Genomic DNA, 21,648 nt, shown 5'->3' with positions numbered 1-21,648 from the left:
GATATTGTCTTTATTGATTCGCCGTCTCCAGACCACATACGACTGACTATCGACTATTCACGACTATTTACGACTATCCACTCCTTCACTTCGGCGCTAAACAAAGAAAAAGGGCGAGGATTGCTCCTCACCCTGAGACCAGCTATGCGCCCTGCCCCGCGATCAGGCGGGAGCGGTGGCGGTCGGCGAAATATCGCCTGGTGTATTGTCGGAAGACTTCTTGGCCGGGATACCGGACTTCGGCGGACGCGGCTCGTTGCCTGCCATGATGTCGCTGATTTGGTCGGCATCGATGGTTTCCCAGTCGAGCAGCTTCTGCGCCATGACTTCGACCTTGTCGCGATTCTCTTCCAGCAAACGACGCGACAGCGCATATTGCGTGTCGAGGATGCTGCGAATTTCTGCATCGACCTTTTGCTGCGTCGCTTCGGAAACGGTCTTCGACGACATGCGGCCGAAGTAGGCGTCTTGCTCTGTGTCTTCGTAGACCATCGTGCCAAGGGCTTCAGACATGCCATAGCGCGTCACCATGGCGCGCGCCAGCTTGGTTGCACGCTCAAAGTCGTTGGAAGCACCGGTCGACATCTGATGCATGAAGATTTCTTCCGCGATACGACCACCGAACAGGATGGCGATCTCTTCCAGCATCTTGTCCTTGTACATGTTGACGCGGTCATGTTCAGGCAACTGCCAGGTCAGGCCCAGGGCATAACCGCGCGGCATGATGGTGACCTTGTGGACCGGATCGGCCTTAGGCAACAGCTTGGCAACGACGGCGTGACCGGATTCATGGAACGCGGTATTGCGGCGTTCTTCTTCGCGCATCACGGCGGACTTGCGTTCAGGACCCATGACGATCTTGTCCTTGGCGTCTTCGAAGTCCTGCATCTCCACCAGGCGCTTACTGCGGCGCGCAGCGAACAATGCCGCTTCGTTGACCAGGTTGGCCAGATCGGCACCCGAGAAACCAGGTGTGCCGCGGGCCAGGATATCTGCCTTGACGTCAGGAGCAATAGGCACCTTGCGCATGTGGACGTAGAGGATTTGTTCGCGGCCGCGGATGTCCGGCAGACCGACCATCACCTGGCGGTCGAAACGGCCCGGACGCAGCAGCGCCTTGTCGAGCACGTCGGCGCGGTTGGTTGCGGCGATCACGATGACGCCCGAGTTGGCTTCAAAGCCGTCCATCTCGACCAGCATCTGGTTCAGTGTCTGTTCACGTTCGTCGTTGCCGCCGCCCATGCCGGCGCCACGATGGCGACCGACCGCGTCGATTTCATCGATGAAGATGATGCACGGTGCATGCTTCTTGGCGTTTTCGAACATGTCGCGGACGCGCGATGCGCCCACGCCGACGAACATTTCAACGAAGTCGGAGCCGGAGATGGTGAAGAACGGCACCTTGGCTTCGCCGGCAATTGCGCGCGCCAGCAATGTCTTACCGGTACCCGGAGGACCGACCATCAGCACGCCGTGAGGAATGCGGCCACCGAGTTTCTGGAATTTGGTTGGATCGCGCAGGAATTCGACCAACTCCTGCACTTCTTCCTTGGCTTCATCGCAACCTGCAACGTCGGCGAAGGTGACCGAATTGCTGTTTTCATCGAGCATGCGCGCCTTCGATTTGCCGAAGGAGAACGCGCCGCCCTTGCCGCCGCCCTGCATCTGGCGCATGAAGAACACCCAGACGCCGATCAGCAACAGCATCGGGAACCAGGAGATGAAGACTTGCGACAGGAAGGATTGCTCTTCAGGCTGCTTGACGTCGAACTTCACGCCGTTGTTCAACAGATCGCCGACCAGGCCGCGGTCCAGATAGGTCGCGGCGGTTTTGACTTTTTTACCGTCTTGCGTGGTCGCGACGATACTGCGGTCTTCGATGGTGGCGTCTTTGATGTGACCGGCTTTTACTTCGCTGATGAAGTCGGAGTAAGCGATCGGTGTAGCGCCCGACGCCAGGCTGCGGCTGTCGAACTGTTTAAAGACCATAAACAGCACCAGCGCGATGACCACCCAGATGGCGGCTTTGGAAAACATGTTGTTCACTAGAACTCCTCCGACGCGAGCGCGCCTCATTACCTATATATATCCGATTTTACTCGGATTCATCTGCGCTTACTAGGAAACCGTCCATACCGGCAGTCCTGCTCTGAACTACGGCAAACAGGCGGGCAAACTTGAATGCGGGGAAGACGGCAGCGTCACGTCGGAAACAACTCCAAAACCGGCGCAACCGATGCCTTTCGGACATGCAAAGGAAGGCTTCCTGCAGTTGATGTGTGGCCGGATAGCGTGAAATCAAGAAGGAAAATGGGCCAAATGCGGCTTTATTACGGAAGTTTTACCGTAAAACGCCGGAGGCAGCTTATCGCGGATTCTTTAGAATCTTGCCCAGGAGAAAAATTTCAGATGACTTGTCGCGGCTGGCCTTCGGCTTCTTCGACATTACCGTCTTGAATTCGGCGCGAAATTTGTGCACCAGTTCGTTGTAACCGGTGCCGTTGAAGCATTTCACGAGTACCGAGCCGGTCGGCTTCATGTGCGCCTGGGCGAATTCAATTGCCAGATCGATAAGATGTTCGACCCGCGCCGCATCGGAAATTGCCACGCCGGACAGGTTCGGCGCCATGTCGGACAGCACCAGGTCGACCTGGCGGCCGTCCAGGATCGCTTCCAGCTGGCGCAGGGAATCCTCCTCGCGGAAGTCGCCCTGGATGAAGTGGACGTCGGCGATCGGATCCATCGGCAGCATGTCCAGTCCGATGATGGTGCCGCGGATGCCGCCGCCTTCGAGGCCGGCCAGCTTGTTGCGGGCATATTGCGACCAGCTGCCGGGCGTCGAACCAAGGTCGACGATCACCTGGCCGGGCTTGATCAGCTTTTCTTCCTCGTCGATTTCCTTGAGCTTGTAAGCCGCGCGCGCGCGGTAGCCTTCCTTTTGCGCAAGCTTCACATACGGGTCGTTAATGTGATCGTGCAGCCAGTTTTTGTTTAATTTCTTCTTTGCCATTCGCGTAGAATACTGGTTTTAAATATTGAGGGACAGAGTTCGGTCCGGTTCTTGCCGGCCCCAGGCGACAAGCCGCTCTCCCACCGGAAACAAACTATGTTGAAACTTACTCCTGCAGAGCGCAGTGAATTGCGCGCCGAAGCGCATGGCCTGAGCCCTGTCGTGATCATCGGCGAAGGCGGCCTGACCGCCGGCGTCACCAAGGAAATCGATGCCAGTCTGAACGCCCACGGTCTCATCAAGGTCCGCGTATTCGGCGATGACCGCGAGGCGCGCGTCGCCATCTACGACACCATCTGCGAACAACTCAAGGCAGCGCCGGTGCAACACATCGGCAAACTGCTGGTGATCTTCCGTCCCAAGAAGGACGCCGTCAAGGAACGCAGCGAGACACGCGGCAAGGGCATGCGCGAAGTCACCATCGTCAAACCCAGCGCCAGCGGCACCAAGCGCCCATCGGTGACCAAGGTCATGATCAAGGGCAACGAACGCGTCACTGCGGGCGGCTCGATCAAGCGCGCCAAACCGCGTCAGAAAAGCGCCAAGAAATCCATGGGCTGATCATCCCACCATCGGATTTAGCAAGAAAAAATGCCCGCTTCAGCGGGCATTTTTTTAACCATCGCAGTGCCGTAAATTATTTTCAGCTTATCCACAGCACCTGCGTCGGCCTTTGTGCTACGACTTAAACGTAGCGCACTTCCAGGATTTCATACTCGCGCACGCCCGACGGCGCTTCGACGGCAACCACATCGCCGGCGCTCTTGCCGATCAATGCACGCGCGATCGGCGACGTCACCGACACCTTCGAGACCTTGATATCGGCTTCGTCGATGCCGACGATCTGATAGGTGACCTTTTCACCGCTGTCCAGGTTTTCCAGATCGACCGTCGCGGCAAACACCACGCGTCCATCGGCGCCCGAGCTCAAGGTCGCAGGATCGACGACCAGCGACGAACCCAGCTTGCCTTCGAGGTCGGCAATGCGGCCTTCGATGAAGGCCTGGCGTTCCTTGGCGGCATCGTATTCGGCGTTTTCCGACAGATCGCCTTGCGCGCGCGCTTCGGCAATCGCGTTGATGACTGCTGGACGTTCTTTGGTTTTCAGACGCTGCAACTCTTCCTTCAGAAGCTCTGCACCATACTTGGTGATGGGAACTGTACTCATAAAACTCTCAACAAAAAAATGAGGCACTTTTGTATGACTTGCCCCATAAGGCTGTTGGGACATTGCCCTGGAAACGGCGGCCCGCCCAGCGCAATGTCCCAACAGCCCTTGCGGGCAAATACAGAGTTTGCCGTTAAAAAAGACACAGAGGGCATCGAATACTCAGATGCCCTCTGTGGCTAGCAATAAAACGTGTATGTGGGTTTAGTGTATAGCTTTATGCAGCCCTTGTAAATCATACACATCCAGCGCATTCAGATGACGCATGCCCTCGACCGCAGCCTCTGCACCGGCGATGGTCGTGAACGTCGTCACGCGCGCTGCCAGTGCCGAAGTACGGATCGCACCGGAGTCGGCAATCGCCGTGCGCTTCTCTTCGACCGTGTTGACCACGAGTGTGATCTCGTTGTTCTTGATCATGTCGACGATATGCGGACGACCTTCCACCACCTTGTTCACGGTCGCGACAGGAATACCCGCAGCGCTGACGGCCGCAGCCGTACCCTTGGTTGCAACGATGGAGAAGCCGAGACCGACCAGATCCTTCGCCACTTGCACCGCACGCGGCTTGTCGCTGCCTTTGACGCTCAGGAACACCTTGCCCGATGTCGGCAACTTGACGCCTGCGCCCAGTTGCGACTTCACGAAGGCTTCGCCGAAGGTCTTGCCCACGCCCATGACTTCGCCGGTCGACTTCATCTCAGGTCCGAGAATGGTGTCGACGCCCGGGAACTTCACGAACGGGAACACGGCTTCCTTGACGCTGAAGTAAGGCGGGATCACTTCGTTCTTGATGCCCTGGCTGTCCAGCGACTGGCCGACCATGCAGCGTGCTGCAATCTTTGCCAGTTGCAAGCCGGTCGCCTTGGACACGAACGGCACGGTACGCGACGCGCGCGGGTTCACTTCCAGCACGAAGACGACGTCTTGCAGTTTGCCGTCGACTTCGGTTTGCTGGATCGCGAACTGCACGTTCATCAGGCCGACCACGTTCAGACCCTTGGCCATCAATGCGGTCTGGCGCTTCAGTTCTTCGATGGTGTCTTTCGCCAGCGAGTAAGGCGGCAGCGAGCACGCCGAGTCGCCCGAGTGCACGCCGGCTTGTTCAATGTGTTCCATCACGCCGCCGATGAAGGTGCGCTCGCCATCCGACAGGCAGTCGACGTCGACTTCGATCGCGTCGTTCAGGAAGCGGTCCAGCAATACCGGCGAATCGTGCGAGACCTTGACCGCTTCACGCATGTAGCGCTCGAGGTCGCGTTGCTCGTGGACGATTTCCATTGCGCGGCCGCCCAGCACGTACGACGGACGCACCACCAGCGGATAACCGATTTCCTGCGCCAGGCGCAGTGCGTCGGCTTCAGTACGTGCAGTGCGGTTCGGCGGTTGACGCAGGCCGAGGTCTTGCAGCAGTTTTTGGAAACGTTCGCGATCTTCTGCAGCATCGATCATATCCGGCGAAGTACCGACGATAGGCACGCCATTGGCTTCCAGATCCAGCGCCAGCTTCAGCGGCGTCTGGCCCCCGTACTGGACGATCACGCCGTATGGTTTTTCCAGCGCGACGATTTCCAGCACGTCTTCCAGGGTCAGCGATTCGAAGTACAAACGATCGGACGTGTCATAGTCGGTCGAGACGGTTTCCGGATTGCAGTTGACCATGATGGTTTCGTAACCGTCTTCGCGCATTGCCAGCGCAGCGTGCACGCAGCAATAGTCGAATTCGATACCTTGGCCGATGCGGTTCGGACCGCCGCCCAGTACCATGATCTTCTTCTTGTCGGTCGGCTTCGATTCGCACTCTTCTTCATAGGTCGAGTACATGTACGCCGTATTGGTCGAGAATTCGCCTGCGCAGGTATCGACACGCTTGTAGACCGGACGGATGTTCAGCGCATGACGCTTCTCGCGCACGGCGGTGTCGGTAACCTTCAGCAACTTGGCCAGGCGACGGTCGGCGAAGCCCTTTTGCTTGAGCTTGTACAGCGTGGCCTTGTCCAGACCTTCCAGCGTCTGGCCGTTTTCCAGCCACAGCTCGATGTCGACGATTTCCTTGATTTGCGACAGGAACCACGGATCGATGTGCGTCAGGCCATGCACTTCTTCCAGCGTGAAACCTTGTGCGAACGCATCGCCCACGTACCAGATACGGTCGGGACCGGGCTCGCCCAGTTCTTCCTTGATGGTTTCGTGGTCGGTGGTCTTTTCGTTCATGCCGTCGACGCCGACTTCCAGGCCGCGCAGGGCTTTCTGGAACGATTCCTGGAAGGTGCGGCCGATCGCCATGACTTCACCGACCGACTTCATTTGCGTGGTCAGGTGGTTGTCGGCTTGCGGGAATTTCTCGAATGCAAAACGCGGGATCTTGGTGACGACGTAGTCGATCGACGGTTCGAACGACGCCGGGGTCGCACCACCGGTGATTTCGTTGCGCAGCTCGTCCAGCGTGAAACCGACCGCCAGCTTGGCGGCGATCTTGGCGATCGGGAAACCGGTCGCTTTCGAAGCCAGCGCCGAGGAACGCGAAACGCGCGGATTCATTTCGATGACGATCATGCGGCCGTCGGCCGGATTGACCGAGAACTGCACGTTGGAGCCGCCGGTGTCGACGCCGATTTCACGCAGCACCGCCAGCGAGGCGTTACGCATGATCTGGTATTCCTTGTCGGTCAGCGTTTGCGCCGGCGCGACGGTGATGGAGTCGCCGGTATGCACGCCCATCGGATCCAGGTTTTCGATCGAGCAGACGATGATGCAGTTGTCGGCCTTGTCGCGCACGACTTCCATCTCGTACTCTTTCCAGCCGATCAGCGATTCTTCAATCAGCAGCTCGGTGGTCGGCGAGGCTTCCAGGCCGCGCTTGCAGATGGTTTCGAATTCTTCGGCGTTGTAGGCGATGCCGCCGCCGGTGCCGCCCATGGTGAACGAGGGACGGATGATGACCGGGAAGCCCAGTTCCTTCTGCACCGCCCAGGACTCTTCCAGGGTGTGCGAGACGCCCGAACGCGCGGAACCCAGACCGATCTTGGTCATGGCGTCCTTGAACTTGGAGCGGTCTTCGGCCTTGTCGATGGCTTCCGGAGAAGCGCCGATCAGTTCGCAACCGTATTTTTCGAGCACACCGTTGCGGTGCAGGTCGAGTGCGCAGTTCAGCGCAGTCTGGCCGCCCATGGTTGGCAGGATCGCGTCCGGCTTTTCCTTGGCGATGATGCGCTCCACCACTTGCCAGGTAATCGGCTCGATGTAGGTGACGTCGGCCATTTCAGGGTCGGTCATGATGGTCGCAGGATTGCTGTTGACCAGGATGACTTTGTAGCCCTCTTCACGCAGCGCCTTACAGGCTTGCGCACCGGAATAGTCGAATTCGCAGGCCTGACCGATGATGATCGGACCAGCGCCGATGATCAGGATGCTTTTAATGTCGTTACGCTTAGGCATGTTTCTTTTTCTCCATCATCGCCACAAATTTATCGAACAGGGGGGCGATGTCATGCGGCCCGGGCGATGCTTCGGGGTGGCCCTGGAAGCAGAACGCAGGCTTATCGGTACGGGCAAAACCTTGCAGCGAGCCGTCGAACAGCGACACGTGCGTGACGCGGCAGTTGGCCGGCAAGGTCGCGGCATCCACGGCAAAACCGTGGTTTTGCGAAGTGATCAGCACTTGCTTGGTGTCCAGGTCCTGGACCGGATGGTTGGCGCCGTGGTGGCCGAACTTCATCTTCAGCGTCTTGGCGCCGGAAGCCAGCGCCATGATCTGGTGGCCGAGGCAGATGCCGAAGGTCGGGATGCCGCGCTCGATCAGTTCCTTGGACGCAGCAATCGCGTAGTCGCATGGCTCCGGATCGCCGGGGCCGTTGGACAGGAAGATGCCGTCCGGATTCAGGGCCAGCGCTTCGGCGGCGGACGCCTGCGCCGGCAGCACGGTCACCTTGCAGCCGCGCTCGGCGAGCATGCGCAGGATGTTGTACTTGACGCCGTAGTCGAACGCGACCACGTGGAATTTCGGCGTGATCTGCTGACCGTAGCCGCGCCCCAGTTTCCACTCGGTCTCGGTCCAGTTGTAGGCTTGTTTGGTCGACACGACCTTGGCCAGGTCCATGCCGGCCAGTCCCGGGAAACCGCGCGCCAGTTCCAGCGCCTTGGCGGTTGCCGCTTCAATGTTCGTGTCGCCGGCGACGATGGCGCCGCCTTGCGCGCCCTTTTCACGCAGGATGCGGGTCAGCTTGCGCGTGTCGATATCGGCAATGGCCACAATGTTGCTGGCTTGCAGGTATTCGGTCAGTGTCTGCTTGGTGCGAAAATTGGAAGTCAGGCGCGGCAGATCCTTGATGATCAGGCCGGCAGCGTGAATCTGGGAGGCTTCAATGTCTTCGGGATTAACGCCGGTATTGCCGATATGCGGGTAAGTCAGTGTGACGATCTGTTGGCTGTAGCTGGGATCGGTCAGAATTTCCTGGTAGCCGGTCATGGCAGTGTTGAAAACCACCTCACCTGTCGTGTTGCCGGCAGCGCCGATGGAAACACCAAGAAAAACGGACCCGTCTGCTAGCGCGAGGATGGCCGGAACGGTAGGGCCAGAAAGAAGAGGCAGCAAGGGTAACTCCTGAGATTGTTACCGCCGCTGGCCTGACCAGATCGTGCTGCAGAGATTCTGCACTCAGTTACCCAACCGACGACCGGCGCAAATTCCCCGTTTTGATGCAAGGAGGAGCTTGGTTGGCGTGCTGGGACGAGATGGAGGATTCGGTATGCGCTACGGCGGAATTTAAATTAGCTAAACCGCTCGATTATAGCGCAAAATGCGCCCCCCAGCAAATCCTAAGATTGCCGGAAAGCGCATTTCAAGAGCTTGCCGGGAGTCAAAAACCGGCTAAAAATCAACTAATTAGCGAATCGATCACACGCCAATCAGGAAGATTACAGACCCAGTGCAGCGATGCCTGCCTTGCCGATCTGCACGTCTTCCGATGACTTCACGCCCGACACGCCGACCGCGCCGACACATTGACCGTCGACCACGATAGGCACGCCGCCTTCCAGCAGGCCGTCCAGTTCAGGCGCACACAGGAAGGAGAAACGGCCATTGTTGATCATGTCTTCGTAAATCTTGGTTTCGCGGCGACCCAGCGCGGCGGTCTTGGCCTTGGCCGGAGCGATGTGCGACGAAGCAGGCGCCGCGCCGTCCAGGCGTTGCAACCACAGCAAGTGACCGCCATCGTCGACGATGGCAATGACGACCGCCCAGTTATTGGCTTTTGCTTCGGCTTCGGCGCCGGCGGCAATTTTCTTCAGATCGTCGAGGGTCAGATACGGTTTCGTTTGCATGATGCTCCCAAATGGCTCAAGTAAAAAAGAATGCTGATTGTAATTCGAGATTGGCGCGCTGGCACAAAATATGCAAAAGCCCAGCGATGTCCTCCTCATTGAGGGACATCCTCCTACAGCGTAAGGCATTGACTTTATTGCAATTTTTGTAGGAAAACGTGAAATAAGCTTTTGACATTACTGGCTAAATTGTTTACATTCCAGCAGTCATACCGATAGGGAAATGTCCTGATGACAACACGCAACGCCGCAAAAACCAGCCGACTCCGACGACACCTCGCAAAATCATGCGTGCTGGCGGCCGGATTCTGGTTCTGCAGCACCGCGTGGAGTATCGAAACACCTCTTCAGCAAGACTCTCTTCCTCCCGGCAAAGCAAACATCGCTCTCGCCAAACTGCACGACATCACCAACCGCGCTTCCGAACTCGCTGTCCAGGCATTGAGCATGCTCGGCATCAACTATCGTTACGGCGGCACATCGCCGGAGACCGGCCTGGATTGCAGCGGCCTGGTGCGTTACGTATTCAAGGAAGCGCTCGGCACCGATTTGCCGCGTACGTCGGCGGAGATCAGCCGCGTCGGTGAAAAAGTCGTCGACCTGCGTCCGGGCGACCTGGTGTTCTACAATACGCTGCGTCGCGGCTTCTCGCATGTCGGCATCTACCTTGGCGACGGCAAATTCATCCACTCGCCTTCCGCCGGCGGCCAGGTGCGCATCGAAGACATGGATGTGGCTTACTGGAAAAAGCGCTTTAATGGTGCGCGCCGCATTTCGGCGACTGCTGAAGACACGCAATAAGTTTCCTGCGGAACATCAGTCCCGCAATCCCTTCATCACCTTCTTATATTAATGAGCCGGCGCACGGATCGCTTCCGGCCCCCTCGCGATTTTTCGCCTGGCAACCCAGATCAGTTCCCGCCCTTGAGTTTCAGCTTCGCCTTCAGATCCGCCATCGCCTTCATGGTCGCCTGCTCACCGGCCAGGATCGCCAGATTGCGTCCGGCGAAGTCGCTGCCCTTCATCGCGCCCAACCCCGGCTGAATCACGACGTCGGCATCCTTGAGCTCGTAGTTGTTGATGCTCTGCCCCATGATCGCGAACGTTTGCAGCATGACGTCGACCGAGCTGGCCGAGGCCTGCGCTTCAGGCTGGGCCGAGATATTCACCGCAATGACAAAGTCTGCCCCCATCTCGCGCGCGAAATGGACCGGCACCGGCGCCACCAGGCCGCCGTCCACGTAGTAGTGGTCGCCGATCTTAACCGACTGGAACACCCCCGGCACCGCCGACGAGGCGCGCACCGCGATGCCGGCATTGCCGCGCCGGAACAGGATCGCCTGCCCGGTCTTGAGATCGGTCGCCACGGCGCCGAACGGAATCTTGAATTTTTCGATCGGCAGGTTGTTTACCGAGCGGTTGACGTAGGACTGCACGCCCTCGCCCTTGAGCACGCCGCTGACCTTGGCGAAGAATGGCACCGACCAGTCTGAAATGGTCGCCTCGTCCATGTCCAGCGCCAGCTTCTGCAAGGCAAAACCGTTGTTGCCGGCAGCGTAAAGCGCGCCGACCAGGCTGCCGGCGCTGGTGCCGACCACGATGTCGGGCACGATGCCTTGCGACTCCAGCGCCTTGATCACACCCACGTGCGCAAAACCGCGCGCGGCGCCACCGCCCAGGGCGAGAGCGATCTTCGGTTTTTGCGGCGGCTTGGCGACCGGGGCAACCACCGCCACCGGAGACGGCGCTTCGGCGGGCCTGGTCGGCATCAGGCTGCAGGCGGACAAAACGGAAATAAGGAGTGCGGAGAAAGTACGGCGCAAAGCGGACATGTCATCGGGGGAAGAGTCGCGGCCTGAACGGGCTGCGGGACTCGGGCATTGTAGCCCAAACTCCACTCCCTCCTACCCGCATTGCCCTCGTGTCTGCGTCTAATATATAATGAGAATAATTCTTATTTAATTAAAGCAACACAGGGCAAGGGGAAAACAGATGGCGGCTACCGACTCGTCACTGCTGCAGGTGCAGACGCTGTACAGCCATCACGGCTGGCTGCTGGGCTGGCTGCGACGCAAGCTGGGCCACGTGTCCGGCAACGCGGAAGCGGCCGATCTGGCGCAGGATACCTTCGTGCGCATCCTGGTCTCCCATCAGCGCGAGCAAACGCCGGAACTGAGGTTGCGCGAACCGCGCGCCTATCTGGTGACGGTCGCCACGCGCGTGCTGTTCAATCACTACCGCCGGCTGTCTCTGGAGCAAGCCTATCTGCAGGCGCTGGAACAAATGCCGCAAGCACTGGCGCCGTCGCCCGAAGAACGCCTGCTGCTGCTGGAAACCCTCAACGAAGTCGATGCCATGTTGGACGCGTTGCCCGCCAAGGCCCGCAGCGCCTTCCTCCTGTCCCAGCTGGAAGGCTTGTCCTACCAGGAGATCGCCGATCAGCTCGACGTCAGCGTACGTACCGTCAAACGCTACATGGCGCTGGCCTTCGAAGAATGCATCATGCTGGGGAACTGACGTTGGCCAAACGCATGACCGGACGCACGTCGTCGCCGGAGACTCCATCCTTCGAACGTGCCATCGCCAGGCAAGCCGCACAATGGCTGGTCAAGCTGCATGACACCCCCGTCAGCGCCGCCGACCTCGACGCCTGCGCACGCTGGCGCGCCGCCCATCCCGAACACGAACGCGCCTGGCAGCGCGCCGAACAAGTCAGCAGCAAGCTCGGCGGACTGCCCGGCGGCATCGCGCTGCAAAGCCTCAACCGCGGCAGCCGTGTGGAGCGCCGCGCGGTGCTCAAGACGCTGTTGCTGCTGATGTCGGCCCCGGTCGGCTACGCCACTTACCGCACCCTGCCGTGGGAGCAATGGAGCGCCGACCTGCGCACCGGCGCGGGCGAACGCCGCACTGTGGCGCTGGCCGATGGCAGTGAGCTGATTCTCAATACCGCCACCGCGGTCGACGTGCGCTTCGATGCTCAGCAGCGGCTGCTGGTGCTGCATGCCGGCGAAATCATGATCCGCACCGCGCGAGATCCTGCCACGGCACAGGGAAGCAGCCGGCCCTTCGTAGTCCGCACTGCGCAAGGCAACATCCGCGCCCTCGGCACGCGCTTTATCGTGTCGGCCGCCGACACCCATCCGACCATGGCGCCGGCTACACGCGTCACGGTGCTCGAACATGCCGTCGAAATCCGTCCCGCCATCGACGCAGGCCGTACGCGCGTGGTCGAAGCCGGCCAGCAGGTCAGCTTCAACGGCAGCGAGATCGGCGCACCCCAACCTGCCGACCGCTACGCTGCAGCCTGGGTCGATGGCAAACTGATCGTCAACGCCATGCGGCTGGACGATTTCGTCGCGCAACTCGGCCGCTATCGCCGCGGCCTGCTGCGCTGTGATCCGCAGACTGCCGACCTGCGCATTTCGGGCGCCTTCCAGCTGGACAACATCGACGGCATCCTCAACGCGCTGCCCGACACGTTGCCGGTCGCAGTGTTGTATCGCTCACGTTATTGGGTCACGGTGATTCCCTCGCCGACGGCATCCTGAGGCGGCGTTCACCGTAGCGCCGAAGTTTTCAAAAATATTTTCATTTTCTTTGTCCCCTTTTACGTCCTCCGCGTGTCATCGAGATAAGAAGCGCCATCCGATCATCCGACCAGGGACATTCACCATGCAGCAAGCACGTCAGCAACCTTCTTCGGCCGCACCCGCGGCTGCTTCCATTCTGCGCAGTGCGCCCAAGGCGATGCATTACGCCGTGCGCGGCGCCGTGCTGAGCCTGGCGCTGGCCGCGCCGTTGCAGCACGCGATTGCCGCCGAGACCAACGCCACGGCCGCCAGCGCCAACACCACACGTCGTCATTTCGACATCTCCGCCGGCCCGCTGGGCGACGCCCTGAGCCGTTTTGCCAGCAGCGCCGGCGTCACCATGCAAATGGATGCGCGCCTGGTCGAAGGCCGCCGCAGCAATGCACTCAACGGCAACTACACCGTGGCGGAAGGCTTTGCCGCACTACTCGGCAACGCCGGTCTACGCGCCGTCGAAAGCTCCGCCAACACTTACGTGTTGCAACCGGGAGCCACCGCAACGCCGGGCGCCAACGCCGCGCCGCAGAGCTTGCCTGCCGTCAGCGTCAACGCCGCCGCGGAACGCGAGAATCCGCTGGGTCCCGTCGCCGGCTACGTTGCCACGCGCAGCCGCACCGGCACCAAGACCGACACCTCGCTGAAGGAAACCCCGCAAACCATTTCCGTCATCACGCGCGAGCAACTCGATGCGCAAGGCGTCGAGAGCATCGCCGAAAGCCTGCGCTATACGCCCGGCGTGGTCACGCAGTACGGCAACACCGACCTGCGCTACGACTGGCTGACCGTGCGCGGCTTCGTGCCGGGACGTTACCTCGACGGCCTGCGCCTGCCCTTCGGCTCGCGCGGCTATTCGCAACCGCGCATCGAACCGTTCGGCCTGGAACGCATTGAAGTCCTCAAGGGGCCGAGCTCGCTGCTGTACGGCCAGGGCACGCCGGGTGGACTGGTCAACATGGTGAGCAAGCGTCCGACCACCGACGCCGTGCATGAAATCGAACTGCAATACGGCAGCCACAACCGCAAGCAACTGGCGCTGGACCTAGGCGGCAAGCTCGATGAAACCGGCGAACTCAGCTATCGGCTGGTCGGCCTGACGCGCCGTAGCGACACCGCCTACAACTACGTCAACGAAGAGAAGACCTACATTGCGCCGTCCCTGACCTGGCGTCCGAATAGCGACACGCACCTGACGCTGATGGCGCAGTACCAGAAGATCAGTTCCCAAGGCGGCGGCGGCGCGCCGGTGCTGCCGGCCAACGGCACGCTCTACACCAGCGTCTTCAAGGCGCTGCCGCTGGAGACGTTTGCCGGCGACCCGAACTTCGACCACTACAGCAACGAGCAATATTTTCTCGGCTATGAGTTCGAGCATCGCCTGAACGACACCTGGACCGTGCGACAGAACCTGCGCTACGGCGAAACCATGTCCGACACCAAGCGCGTGCAGCTGTTCTGCCTGACGACCGCGTGCAACCCGGCCAGCATGGGCCGCTATGCATGGGCCTTCCCGGAAAAATCGAAACTGTTCACCGTCGACAACCAGGTCCAGGGCATCTTCACTACTGGCGCGGTCAAGCAGACCGTGCTGGCCGGCGTGGACTATTCTTCCGAGCGTTCGGTCTACGACGAATCCTCGCTGAGCCCGTTGCCGACAGCACTCAACCTCTATGCGCCGGTGTACGTCCCGTATAGCGGCGCGATTCCGCCGGTGGCGACGCACATCGAACAAAATCGCGATCAACTCGGCGCCTATCTGCAAGACCAGATCAAGCTCGATCGCTGGACGCTGGTGACCGGCGGCCGCTACGACTGGGCCGACACCACCACGCGTACGGTAACGAGTGCGGCCAACACGCGCGTCAAGCAAAGCGACGGCGCCTTCACCGGCCGCCTCGGTTTGCTGTACAGCTTCGACAACGGCATCACGCCTTATGCCAGCTACTCGACATCGTTCCAGCCGGCGGTCGGCACCAGCCGCACGCTGCAACCGTTCCAGCCGACCAAGGGCAAGCAGTACGAAGCCGGCGTCAAATACCAGCCTGACGGTTCCAACACCATGATCACGCTGTCGGCCTATCAACTGACCCAGCAAAACGTCAGCACGCCCGATCCGGTCAACACCAACTTCAGCGTCCAGACCGGCGAAGTGCGCATGCGCGGCATCGAACTGGAAGGCAAGGTCAAGCTGCAGAAGGGTCTCGATCTGATCGCCTCCTACGGCTACACCGACAGCAAGATCACCAAGGCCAACGCCAGCGGCACCGTCAACACCACCGGCAATCGCCTGGCGTTCGTGCCGCGCAACCAGGCCAGCGCCTGGCTCGACTACTCGGTGCAAAGCGAAGCACTGGCCGGTCTCGGCATGGGTGTCGGCGCGCGCCACATCGGCGAGAACTACGGCGATAACGCCAACGTGTACCACATGCCCGGCGTGACGCTGTTCGATGCGGCGATCCGCTTCGACTTCGGCAAGAACAACCCGCAACTCAAGGGCTTGCGTGCATCGATCAATGCCGCCAACCTCCTCAACAAGACCTATGTCGCGGCTTGCCTCTCGGCCACCGGCTGCTACTACGGCGACGGCCGCAGTGTTTATCTGACCGTGAAATACGGCTGGTAATTTCTCTCCACGGCCGGACGCCCGTCCGGCCGTATCGCTTCCTCCGCAACGCCCCGCGCTCTGCTCGTCGCACGACATTCCTCACGATTCCAGGATGGCTTCCGGGTAAAGATATCGCGTATAATTTAATGAGAATGGTTTTCATTACTAATTCATGCTTTTCGTCCGGGTGATACCGGTGATGCACTTTGTCGGAGTCGTATATCGGCTATGGTGGTCTTGCGCTACTACAATGAACTGGTCGGTTTTTTCTCCCGCTCGCTGCGTGATCGCGACGCGGCGGCCGACATCGTCCATGAATGCTATGCGCGCGTGCTGGCCATGGAAGCGGCATCCACCATCCACGAACCGCGCGCCCTGCTCTACCGCGTCGGCAAGAACATCGTCACCGACGCCGCCCGCCGCAAGATCGCCGAAACGCAGATGCTGGAAACACTGGCGCTGATCGTCCCCGATGAAGCGCCGTCGCCGGAACGTCATCTCAGCTCGCGCCGCCAGCTCGACCGCCTGCTGGCGCGTCTGGACGTGATGCCGCGCAAACGGCGCGACGCCTTCGTGCTGGTGCGGTTGTATGGTTTCACGCATGCCGAGGCGGCCACGCAATTGGCTTGCTCCGAAGCCGCCGTCGAAAAGCACATCGTGCGCGGCGTGATCGACTGCATGGATCTGGCCCGGATGCACGCCGAAGCTTCCACCTGATCCCTCATCATTCCCTTCGCCGCCATGTCGCCACGCAAATCCTTCGAACACGCCCTGCTGCTGATCGCCCGTCAATACGGCGGCAGTGCGGCCACCGCGCAATCGGCGCGGGAAGAATTGGCGCTGTGGCGCGAACAAAGCGAGGAACATGAAGCCACTTATCAGTTGGCGCTGGACGCCTGGGCCGCCTCCGATCTGCACGGCCTGAAAGACCGCGTGCCGCAACCGCAGGCCGGACGTCCGAACGCCGGGCGGCGTGCGCTGCTGTCGGCGCTGGGCGCGGTCGGCGTCGCCGCACTGACCGGCGCCGGCGGACGCTGGTGGTGGCTGCAACCGACCGAACAGGCGGCCCTGAGCACCGACCGCGCGCAAACGCTGGCCCGTCGCATGGGCGACGGCAGCCAGCTCGATCTCGGCGCACGCACAAGGGCGCAGGTGACGTACTTCCGCAACCGTCGCGAAGTCAGTCTGACGCAAGGCGAAATTCGCCTGCAGGTCAGCCCCGACGCCTCGCGTCCCTTCACGGTCAGCACCAGCTGGGGTCAGGTACAGGTACGCGGCACCGTGTTCACCGTGGCGGTGCGCGACAACGGCATGTCGGTCGAAGTGGCGGAAGGCCACGTCGCCGTCTGGGCCAGCCGCGGCAACACGCTCGCGCCGGAATCCGAACGCCGACCGCCGGACATGGAATTGCGCGCCGGCGACGCCGTGCTCGCCGACCGGAACGGCATCGGCGCACGCCGCAGCATCCCGGTCGCCAGCGTCGGCGCTTGGAAAGACGGCTGGCTGGTGTTCGACGGCGCCAGCCTGAGCGATGCCGTCAGCCGCTGGAACGACTACCTCTACCAGCCGCTGACGCTGGCCGACGATGCGCGCCTGCGCGAGCTGCGGCTCACCGGCAGCTTCCAGCTGCGCGATCCAAACGCCTTCCTGAGCGTGCTGCCGCGGATTCTCCCGGTGCGCATCAGCCGCAATACCGACGGCGCGGCGATGATCGTGCCACGCTGATTCCTTCGCCGATTGCACGTCAAAAAATAATTGTCCGGTCTTTGCGCCGCCGTTCGTCTTCACTGTGACAACTTCACAAAAGGGACACAGAAATGCGCAAGACGAATTCCAAGGGAATCCATTCCATCCGCATCAGCGCCATCATACTGGCCTGCGCCGGCGCCCTCGCCGTCATGGGCGGCATGCAGCCGGCGCAGGCGCAAAGCCTGAGTTCATCGGCCGCCTTGTCGGTCGAGAAGCAATTCTCGGTGCCGGCGCAGCCGCTGGGACAAAGCATCAACGCGCTGGCGCGCCAGGCCGGCGTAGCCATTTCGGTCGACGCCTCGCTGGTCGCAGGCAAGACCGCGCCTGCGGTGCAAGGCGCCATGACCCTGGGTGAAGCGCTGGACAAGGCGCTGGCCGGCAGCGGTCTTGCGGCCAGCACCACTGCCGGCGGCTCCGCCATCGCCATCGGCGTGGCCGGGAAAACCAGCAGCGTGCTGCCGACGCTGACCGTCAACGCCGGGCTGGAAAGCGCCGACGGCCCCGTCCCCGGTTATGTCGCGCGCCGCAGCGCGACGGCCACCAAGACCGATACGCCGCTCTCCGAAATCCCGCAATCGATCTCCGTCATCGGCCGCACGGAAATGGAAGCACGCGGCGTGCAGGACATGATGGATGTCGTCGCGCAGACGCCCGGCGTCAGCGTCAATGTGTACGGTGCGGACAACCGCGGCTGGGAATACATCAACCTGCGCGGCTTCAATGCCTACTCCGGCAACTTCCGCGACGGCTTGCCGCAGACGCCCTTCATTCCGGTCTATGCGATGACCGAAACCTACGGCCTGGAGCGCGTGGAAGTGCTGCGCGGTCCGGCCTCCGTGATGTTCGGCCAGGGCGACGTCGGCGGCGTGGTCAATCGCATCAGCAAGACGCCGACCGGCGAGCGCATCCGCGAAGTGGAAGTCCAGTACGGCAGCTTCGACCGCAAGCAGTTGGGCGTCGATCTGCGCGACCGGTTCGGCGAGAACAGCGACCTGAGTTACCGCCTGGTCGGCGTCGCCCTCGACAGCAATGACCAGGACCGCTATTCCGACGGCAGGCGCATCAACCGCACGCGCTACGCGCTGTCGCCATCGCTGCGTTGGCAGCCGAGCGCGGCGACGTCGCTGACCGTGCTGACGGAATTCCTCAAGAACGATTCCGGCGAAGATCCCTACTACGCCATCGGCGGCGACGGCAAACTCACCAACGTCAAGATGGGCGACTACTCTTTCAGCAAGTTCCGCCACGAACAGACCGCGCTGGGCTACCAGCTCGAACATGCCTTCAACGATCAATGGAAGTTGCGCCAGAACTTCCGCTACAGCGACACCACGCTCAAGCGCAACGTGGTGTGGGTCGACGAACTACAGCCGGACCGACACACCTATTCGCGCATCGCCCGGACGTGGGATGACCGCTTGCGCCAGACCTCGCTGGATACGCAACTGCATGGAAAATTGCAAGGCGACATCGTCACGCAGACGCTGTTGTTCGGCGTCGACTGGAATGAAAATCGCGGCGATGCCAACCGCTTCCGCGGCGCCGCGCCCGACCTCGACCTGCTCAATCCGGTGTACGGCTTGAGCATCCCCACACCGCAGACGCCGCTGGCCAATTATGCGCAGACCGTCAGCCAGCTCGGCGTCTATGCGCAAGACCAGATCAAGCTGCTGGACCGCTGGGTGCTGACGCTGGGAGGTCGCCAGGACCAGGTCCGCAGCGTGACCGACGACGCGCTCAACTCCACGCACAAAGTGCAGAACGACAGCGTGTTCAGCGGTCGCGTCGGCCTCAGCTACCTGCTCGGCAACGGCTGGGCGCCGTATGCCAGTTACAGTGAATCCTTCCTGCCGTCGAGCGGCGTCGACATCAACAACAATCCGTTCAAACCCAGCCGCGGCAAACAGAGTGAACTCGGCGTCAAGTTCCTGCCGGAGAATTCGCGCACCATGTTCGCTGCCGCCATCTTCGACCTGACCAAGACCAATGTCGTGACCTACGACAACCTGACCGGCGACGCGCGGCAAATCGGCAAGCAGCGCACCCGGGGCCTTGAATTGGAAGCCAAGACCGAGATCGGCCGCCGGCTCAACCTGATCGCGTCGTACACCAAGCTCAACATGAAGGTGCTGGAAAGCGCAGACGCCACCGAAGTCGGCAAAGTCCCGGCCACCATGGCCGACCGTACCGCTTCGCTGTGGCTGGACTATGACGCCGGCGGCGGTTTCGGTTTCGGCGGCGGCGTGAACTACGTCGGCCCGCGCCAGAACGACGAGGCTAATACTTCGGTGCAAGGCGGCTACTCGCTGTTCAACGCGATGATGCGCTACGAATACGGTCCCTGGCTGCTGCGCCTGAACGCCGCCAACCTGCTCAACAAGAACTACTACAGCATCTGCTATCACGGCGAGTGTTATCAGGGCGCCGAGCGCGCGGTGAGCGCGACCGTGAAGTACCGTTTCTGATCTGAAATAAATGCCGCACCGCAGGGGTGTTTTGCCGGCGGCGCGGCGCAAAAATCGCAGCGCCGGCTTGTTCTGAAAAACAACTGCGGCGGCGCCCATCTTGGCGCAAAAGTCATTTGCAGATTACAATGAGAACCATTCTCATTATTTTTTGTCGTCATGACCACCGCCGTCCATCCCCATCACCAAGACATGACAGGCCTTTATACCGGCCATCACCACTGGCTGCTTGGCTGGCTGCGCCGTCGTACCGGCAACCCGGAATTGGCGGCCGACCTGGCACAGGACACCTTCCTGCGGATCATGGTGTCGCGCCGCGACTTCTACCTGGACGAAGCGCGCGCCCTGCTGGCCACCATCGCCCGCGGCCTGGTGATCGATCACTTCCGCCGTTGCGCGCTGGAAGCCGCCTTCCTCGAAATGCTGGCGCAATTGCCGCCCGAGCACGTGCCCTCACCCGAAGCGCGGCTGACCGTGCTGGAAACCCTCAATCAGGTCGACGCCATGCTGGCCGCGTTACCGGCCAAGGTACGCAACGCCTTCCTGCTGTCGCAGCTGGACGGCCTGAGCTATGCCGAGATCGCCGTGCGCCTGGATGTCTCCCTGAGCTCGGTGCAGCAATACATGAAACGCGCCTTCACGGCTTGCTATAACGTGCAGTATGGCGACTGACATGGCTGCCGACTCCGCCGCGCCGCCCGGCGATATCGTGATGATCGCCATCGACTGGATGGTGAAACTGCAATCCGGCGCCGCCACCGAACAGGAGCGCGAAGCCTGCCGCCGCTGGCGCGCCGCAGAAGCGCGCCACGAACTCGCCTGGCAGCGGTTGCAATCGCTCAGCGAACGCGTCTCCAGCCTGCCCAGCGCGCTGGCTCACGGCAGCATCGGCGACGCCAGCAACCGCCATCGCCATAACCGCCGCTTCGCCGTCAAAACCCTCTGCGTCGCCGTCGGTGTCGGCCTGCTGGCCGCCGGCGGCAATGAAATCATGCCGTGGCGGACCCTGATGGCCGGCTATGCGACCAAAGCCGGTGAACGCCGGCGCGTAACGCTGGCCGACGGTACGGCCGTCGAACTCAACACCGCCACCGCCATCGACGCCATCTACGATGAACAGTCCCGCCTGGTGCGCCTGCATCGCGGTGAAGTACTGATCACCACGGCGAAAGAAAGCAACCGCACCTATCGTCCCTTTGTCGTGCACACCCGGCTGGGCCAGGCACGCGCGCTGGGCACCCGCTTCCAGATGCGCGACAGCGAAGCCGGCATGCAGGTCGCGGTGTTTGAAGGCGCAGTGGAATTCCAAGCGGCGGCAGCATCCCGCCCCATCCGCATCGATGCCGGACGCCAGGCCCTGTTTGATCAGCGGGGATTGATCGGCAGCCTGTCGCCGGCCAATGAAGAAGCAGTAGCCTGGACCGACGGCGTCATCGTGGCCGACCGCATGCCGCTGGGCGAACTGGTGGCGGAACTGGACCGCAGCATACCCGGCAAGCTACGCTGCGACCCAGCCATCGCCGGCCTGACCATCTCGGGCGTATTCCCGCTCGACCAACCTGTGCGCATCCTGGCCGCGATCGCACGGACCCTTCCGGTACAGGTCGATACCTTTACTCCTTACTGGATTACGCTGCGCCCACGCGCCGGCGCACAAGGTTAGAAGCAGGGCTGTAAAAAATTTCAATTTGTTCTGCAGGTTTTCGTGGCTCGTTCGGTTTACCTGATAGCACCTTTGC

General features: G+C 61.2%; 17 protein-coding genes. 10 read left to right on the top strand and 7 right to left on the bottom strand.

The genetic code is table 11. The annotated features are described in order from the left end of the window. Positions 1-162: 162 nt before the first annotated feature. Together ftsH and ACIROY_RS15955 are read right to left on the bottom strand one after the other, a co-directional pair. Complete coding sequence (gene ftsH, locus ACIROY_RS15960) at positions 163-2,046, bottom strand: ATP-dependent zinc metalloprotease FtsH (protein ID WP_402342384.1); 1,884 nt, start codon at positions 2,044-2,046, stop codon at positions 163-165. 319 nt (positions 2,047-2,365) lie between these two features. Further along, positions 2,366-3,010, bottom strand: coding sequence for an RlmE family RNA methyltransferase (locus tag ACIROY_RS15955; RefSeq protein ID WP_402342382.1), 645 nt, complete (start codon positions 3,008-3,010; stop codon positions 2,366-2,368). A gap of 96 nt (positions 3,011-3,106) precedes the next feature. On the opposite strand from ACIROY_RS15955, the gene ACIROY_RS15950 reads away from it, so the two are divergent. Beyond that, entirely contained in the window at positions 3,107-3,571 is a 465-nt protein-coding gene (locus ACIROY_RS15950; RefSeq protein ID WP_402276143.1) for a YhbY family RNA-binding protein, read from the top strand. Between the two features lie 124 nt (positions 3,572-3,695). Here ACIROY_RS15950 and greA read toward each other — a convergent pair whose 3' ends face one another. From greA to ACIROY_RS15930, 4 genes are all read right to left on the bottom strand, one after another. Next, on the bottom strand, positions 3,696-4,178 hold the full coding sequence (gene greA / locus ACIROY_RS15945) for a transcription elongation factor GreA (RefSeq protein ID WP_053199973.1): 483 nt from the start codon (positions 4,176-4,178) through the stop codon (positions 3,696-3,698). 204 nt (positions 4,179-4,382) lie between these two features. After that, the gene (gene carB / locus ACIROY_RS15940) at positions 4,383-7,616 is read right to left on the bottom strand and encodes a carbamoyl-phosphate synthase large subunit (RefSeq protein ID WP_402276140.1); all 3,234 of its coding nucleotides are present in this window, start codon (positions 7,614-7,616) and stop codon (positions 4,383-4,385) included. Then, complete coding sequence (gene carA, locus ACIROY_RS15935; RefSeq protein WP_402276138.1) at positions 7,609-8,772, bottom strand: glutamine-hydrolyzing carbamoyl-phosphate synthase small subunit; 1,164 nt, start codon at positions 8,770-8,772, stop codon at positions 7,609-7,611. The genes carB and carA overlap by 8 nt, the downstream gene beginning before the upstream one ends. A gap of 323 nt (positions 8,773-9,095) precedes the next feature. Continuing rightward, positions 9,096-9,503 (bottom strand): heme-binding protein, encoded by a 408-nt coding sequence (locus ACIROY_RS15930; RefSeq protein WP_116435047.1) that lies wholly within the window; start codon positions 9,501-9,503, stop codon positions 9,096-9,098. Positions 9,504-9,734: 231 nt separating this feature from the next. Between ACIROY_RS15930 and ACIROY_RS15925 the strand changes: the two genes are divergently transcribed. Then, complete coding sequence (locus ACIROY_RS15925; protein ID WP_402276136.1) at positions 9,735-10,304, top strand: C40 family peptidase; 570 nt, start codon at positions 9,735-9,737, stop codon at positions 10,302-10,304. Positions 10,305-10,414: 110 nt separating this feature from the next. On the opposite strand, the gene ACIROY_RS15920 is transcribed toward ACIROY_RS15925, so the two are convergent. Next, positions 10,415-11,335 (bottom strand): patatin-like phospholipase family protein, encoded by a 921-nt coding sequence (locus tag ACIROY_RS15920; protein WP_402276134.1) that lies wholly within the window; start codon positions 11,333-11,335, stop codon positions 10,415-10,417. Between the two features lie 160 nt (positions 11,336-11,495). Here ACIROY_RS15920 and ACIROY_RS15915 point away from each other — a divergent pair, with 160 nt between their 5' ends. The 8 genes from ACIROY_RS15915 to ACIROY_RS15880 all read left to right on the top strand — a co-directional run bounded on the left by ACIROY_RS15915 (position 11,496) and on the right by ACIROY_RS15880 (position 21,572). Next, positions 11,496-12,020 carry a sigma-70 family RNA polymerase sigma factor gene (locus ACIROY_RS15915; protein ID WP_402276131.1) on the top strand — a complete coding sequence of 175 codons (525 nt, stop codon included), beginning with the start codon at positions 11,496-11,498 and terminating at the stop codon, positions 12,018-12,020. Positions 12,021-12,022: 2 nt separating this feature from the next. Further along, positions 12,023-13,051 carry a FecR domain-containing protein gene (locus ACIROY_RS15910; protein ID WP_402342380.1) on the top strand — a complete coding sequence of 343 codons (1,029 nt, stop codon included), beginning with the start codon at positions 12,023-12,025 and terminating at the stop codon, positions 13,049-13,051. Between the two features lie 124 nt (positions 13,052-13,175). Beyond that, entirely contained in the window at positions 13,176-15,713 is a 2,538-nt protein-coding gene (locus ACIROY_RS15905) for a TonB-dependent siderophore receptor (RefSeq protein WP_402342378.1), read from the top strand. A gap of 210 nt (positions 15,714-15,923) precedes the next feature. Next, positions 15,924-16,412, top strand: a complete 489-nt coding sequence (locus ACIROY_RS15900; protein WP_402276124.1) for a sigma-70 family RNA polymerase sigma factor — start codon at positions 15,924-15,926, stop codon at positions 16,410-16,412. A 24-nt stretch (positions 16,413-16,436) separates the two neighbouring features. Next, the gene (locus ACIROY_RS15895) at positions 16,437-17,420 is read left to right on the top strand and encodes a FecR family protein (protein ID WP_402342376.1); all 984 of its coding nucleotides are present in this window, start codon (positions 16,437-16,439) and stop codon (positions 17,418-17,420) included. Positions 17,421-17,512: 92 nt separating this feature from the next. Beyond that, on the top strand, positions 17,513-19,909 hold the full coding sequence (locus ACIROY_RS15890; protein ID WP_402342375.1) for a TonB-dependent siderophore receptor: 2,397 nt from the start codon (positions 17,513-17,515) through the stop codon (positions 19,907-19,909). A 192-nt stretch (positions 19,910-20,101) separates the two neighbouring features. Then, positions 20,102-20,581: a sigma-70 family RNA polymerase sigma factor gene (locus ACIROY_RS15885; RefSeq protein ID WP_402342374.1), complete on the top strand. Its 480-nt coding sequence runs from the start codon at positions 20,102-20,104 to the stop codon at positions 20,579-20,581. 1 nt (position 20,582) lies between these two features. Beyond that, positions 20,583-21,572, top strand: coding sequence for a FecR domain-containing protein (locus ACIROY_RS15880; RefSeq protein ID WP_402342373.1), 990 nt, complete (start codon positions 20,583-20,585; stop codon positions 21,570-21,572). The last annotated feature ends 76 nt before the right edge of the window (positions 21,573-21,648 follow it).

The sequence above is a fragment of the Herbaspirillum sp. NPDC101396 genome (genome assembly GCF_044767365.1).
Taxonomy (GTDB): Bacteria; Pseudomonadota; Gammaproteobacteria; order Burkholderiales; family Burkholderiaceae_D; genus Herbaspirillum.
Note: the sequence above shows the minus strand (reverse complement) of the source record. Positions and strands in the feature narration are given on the sequence as shown.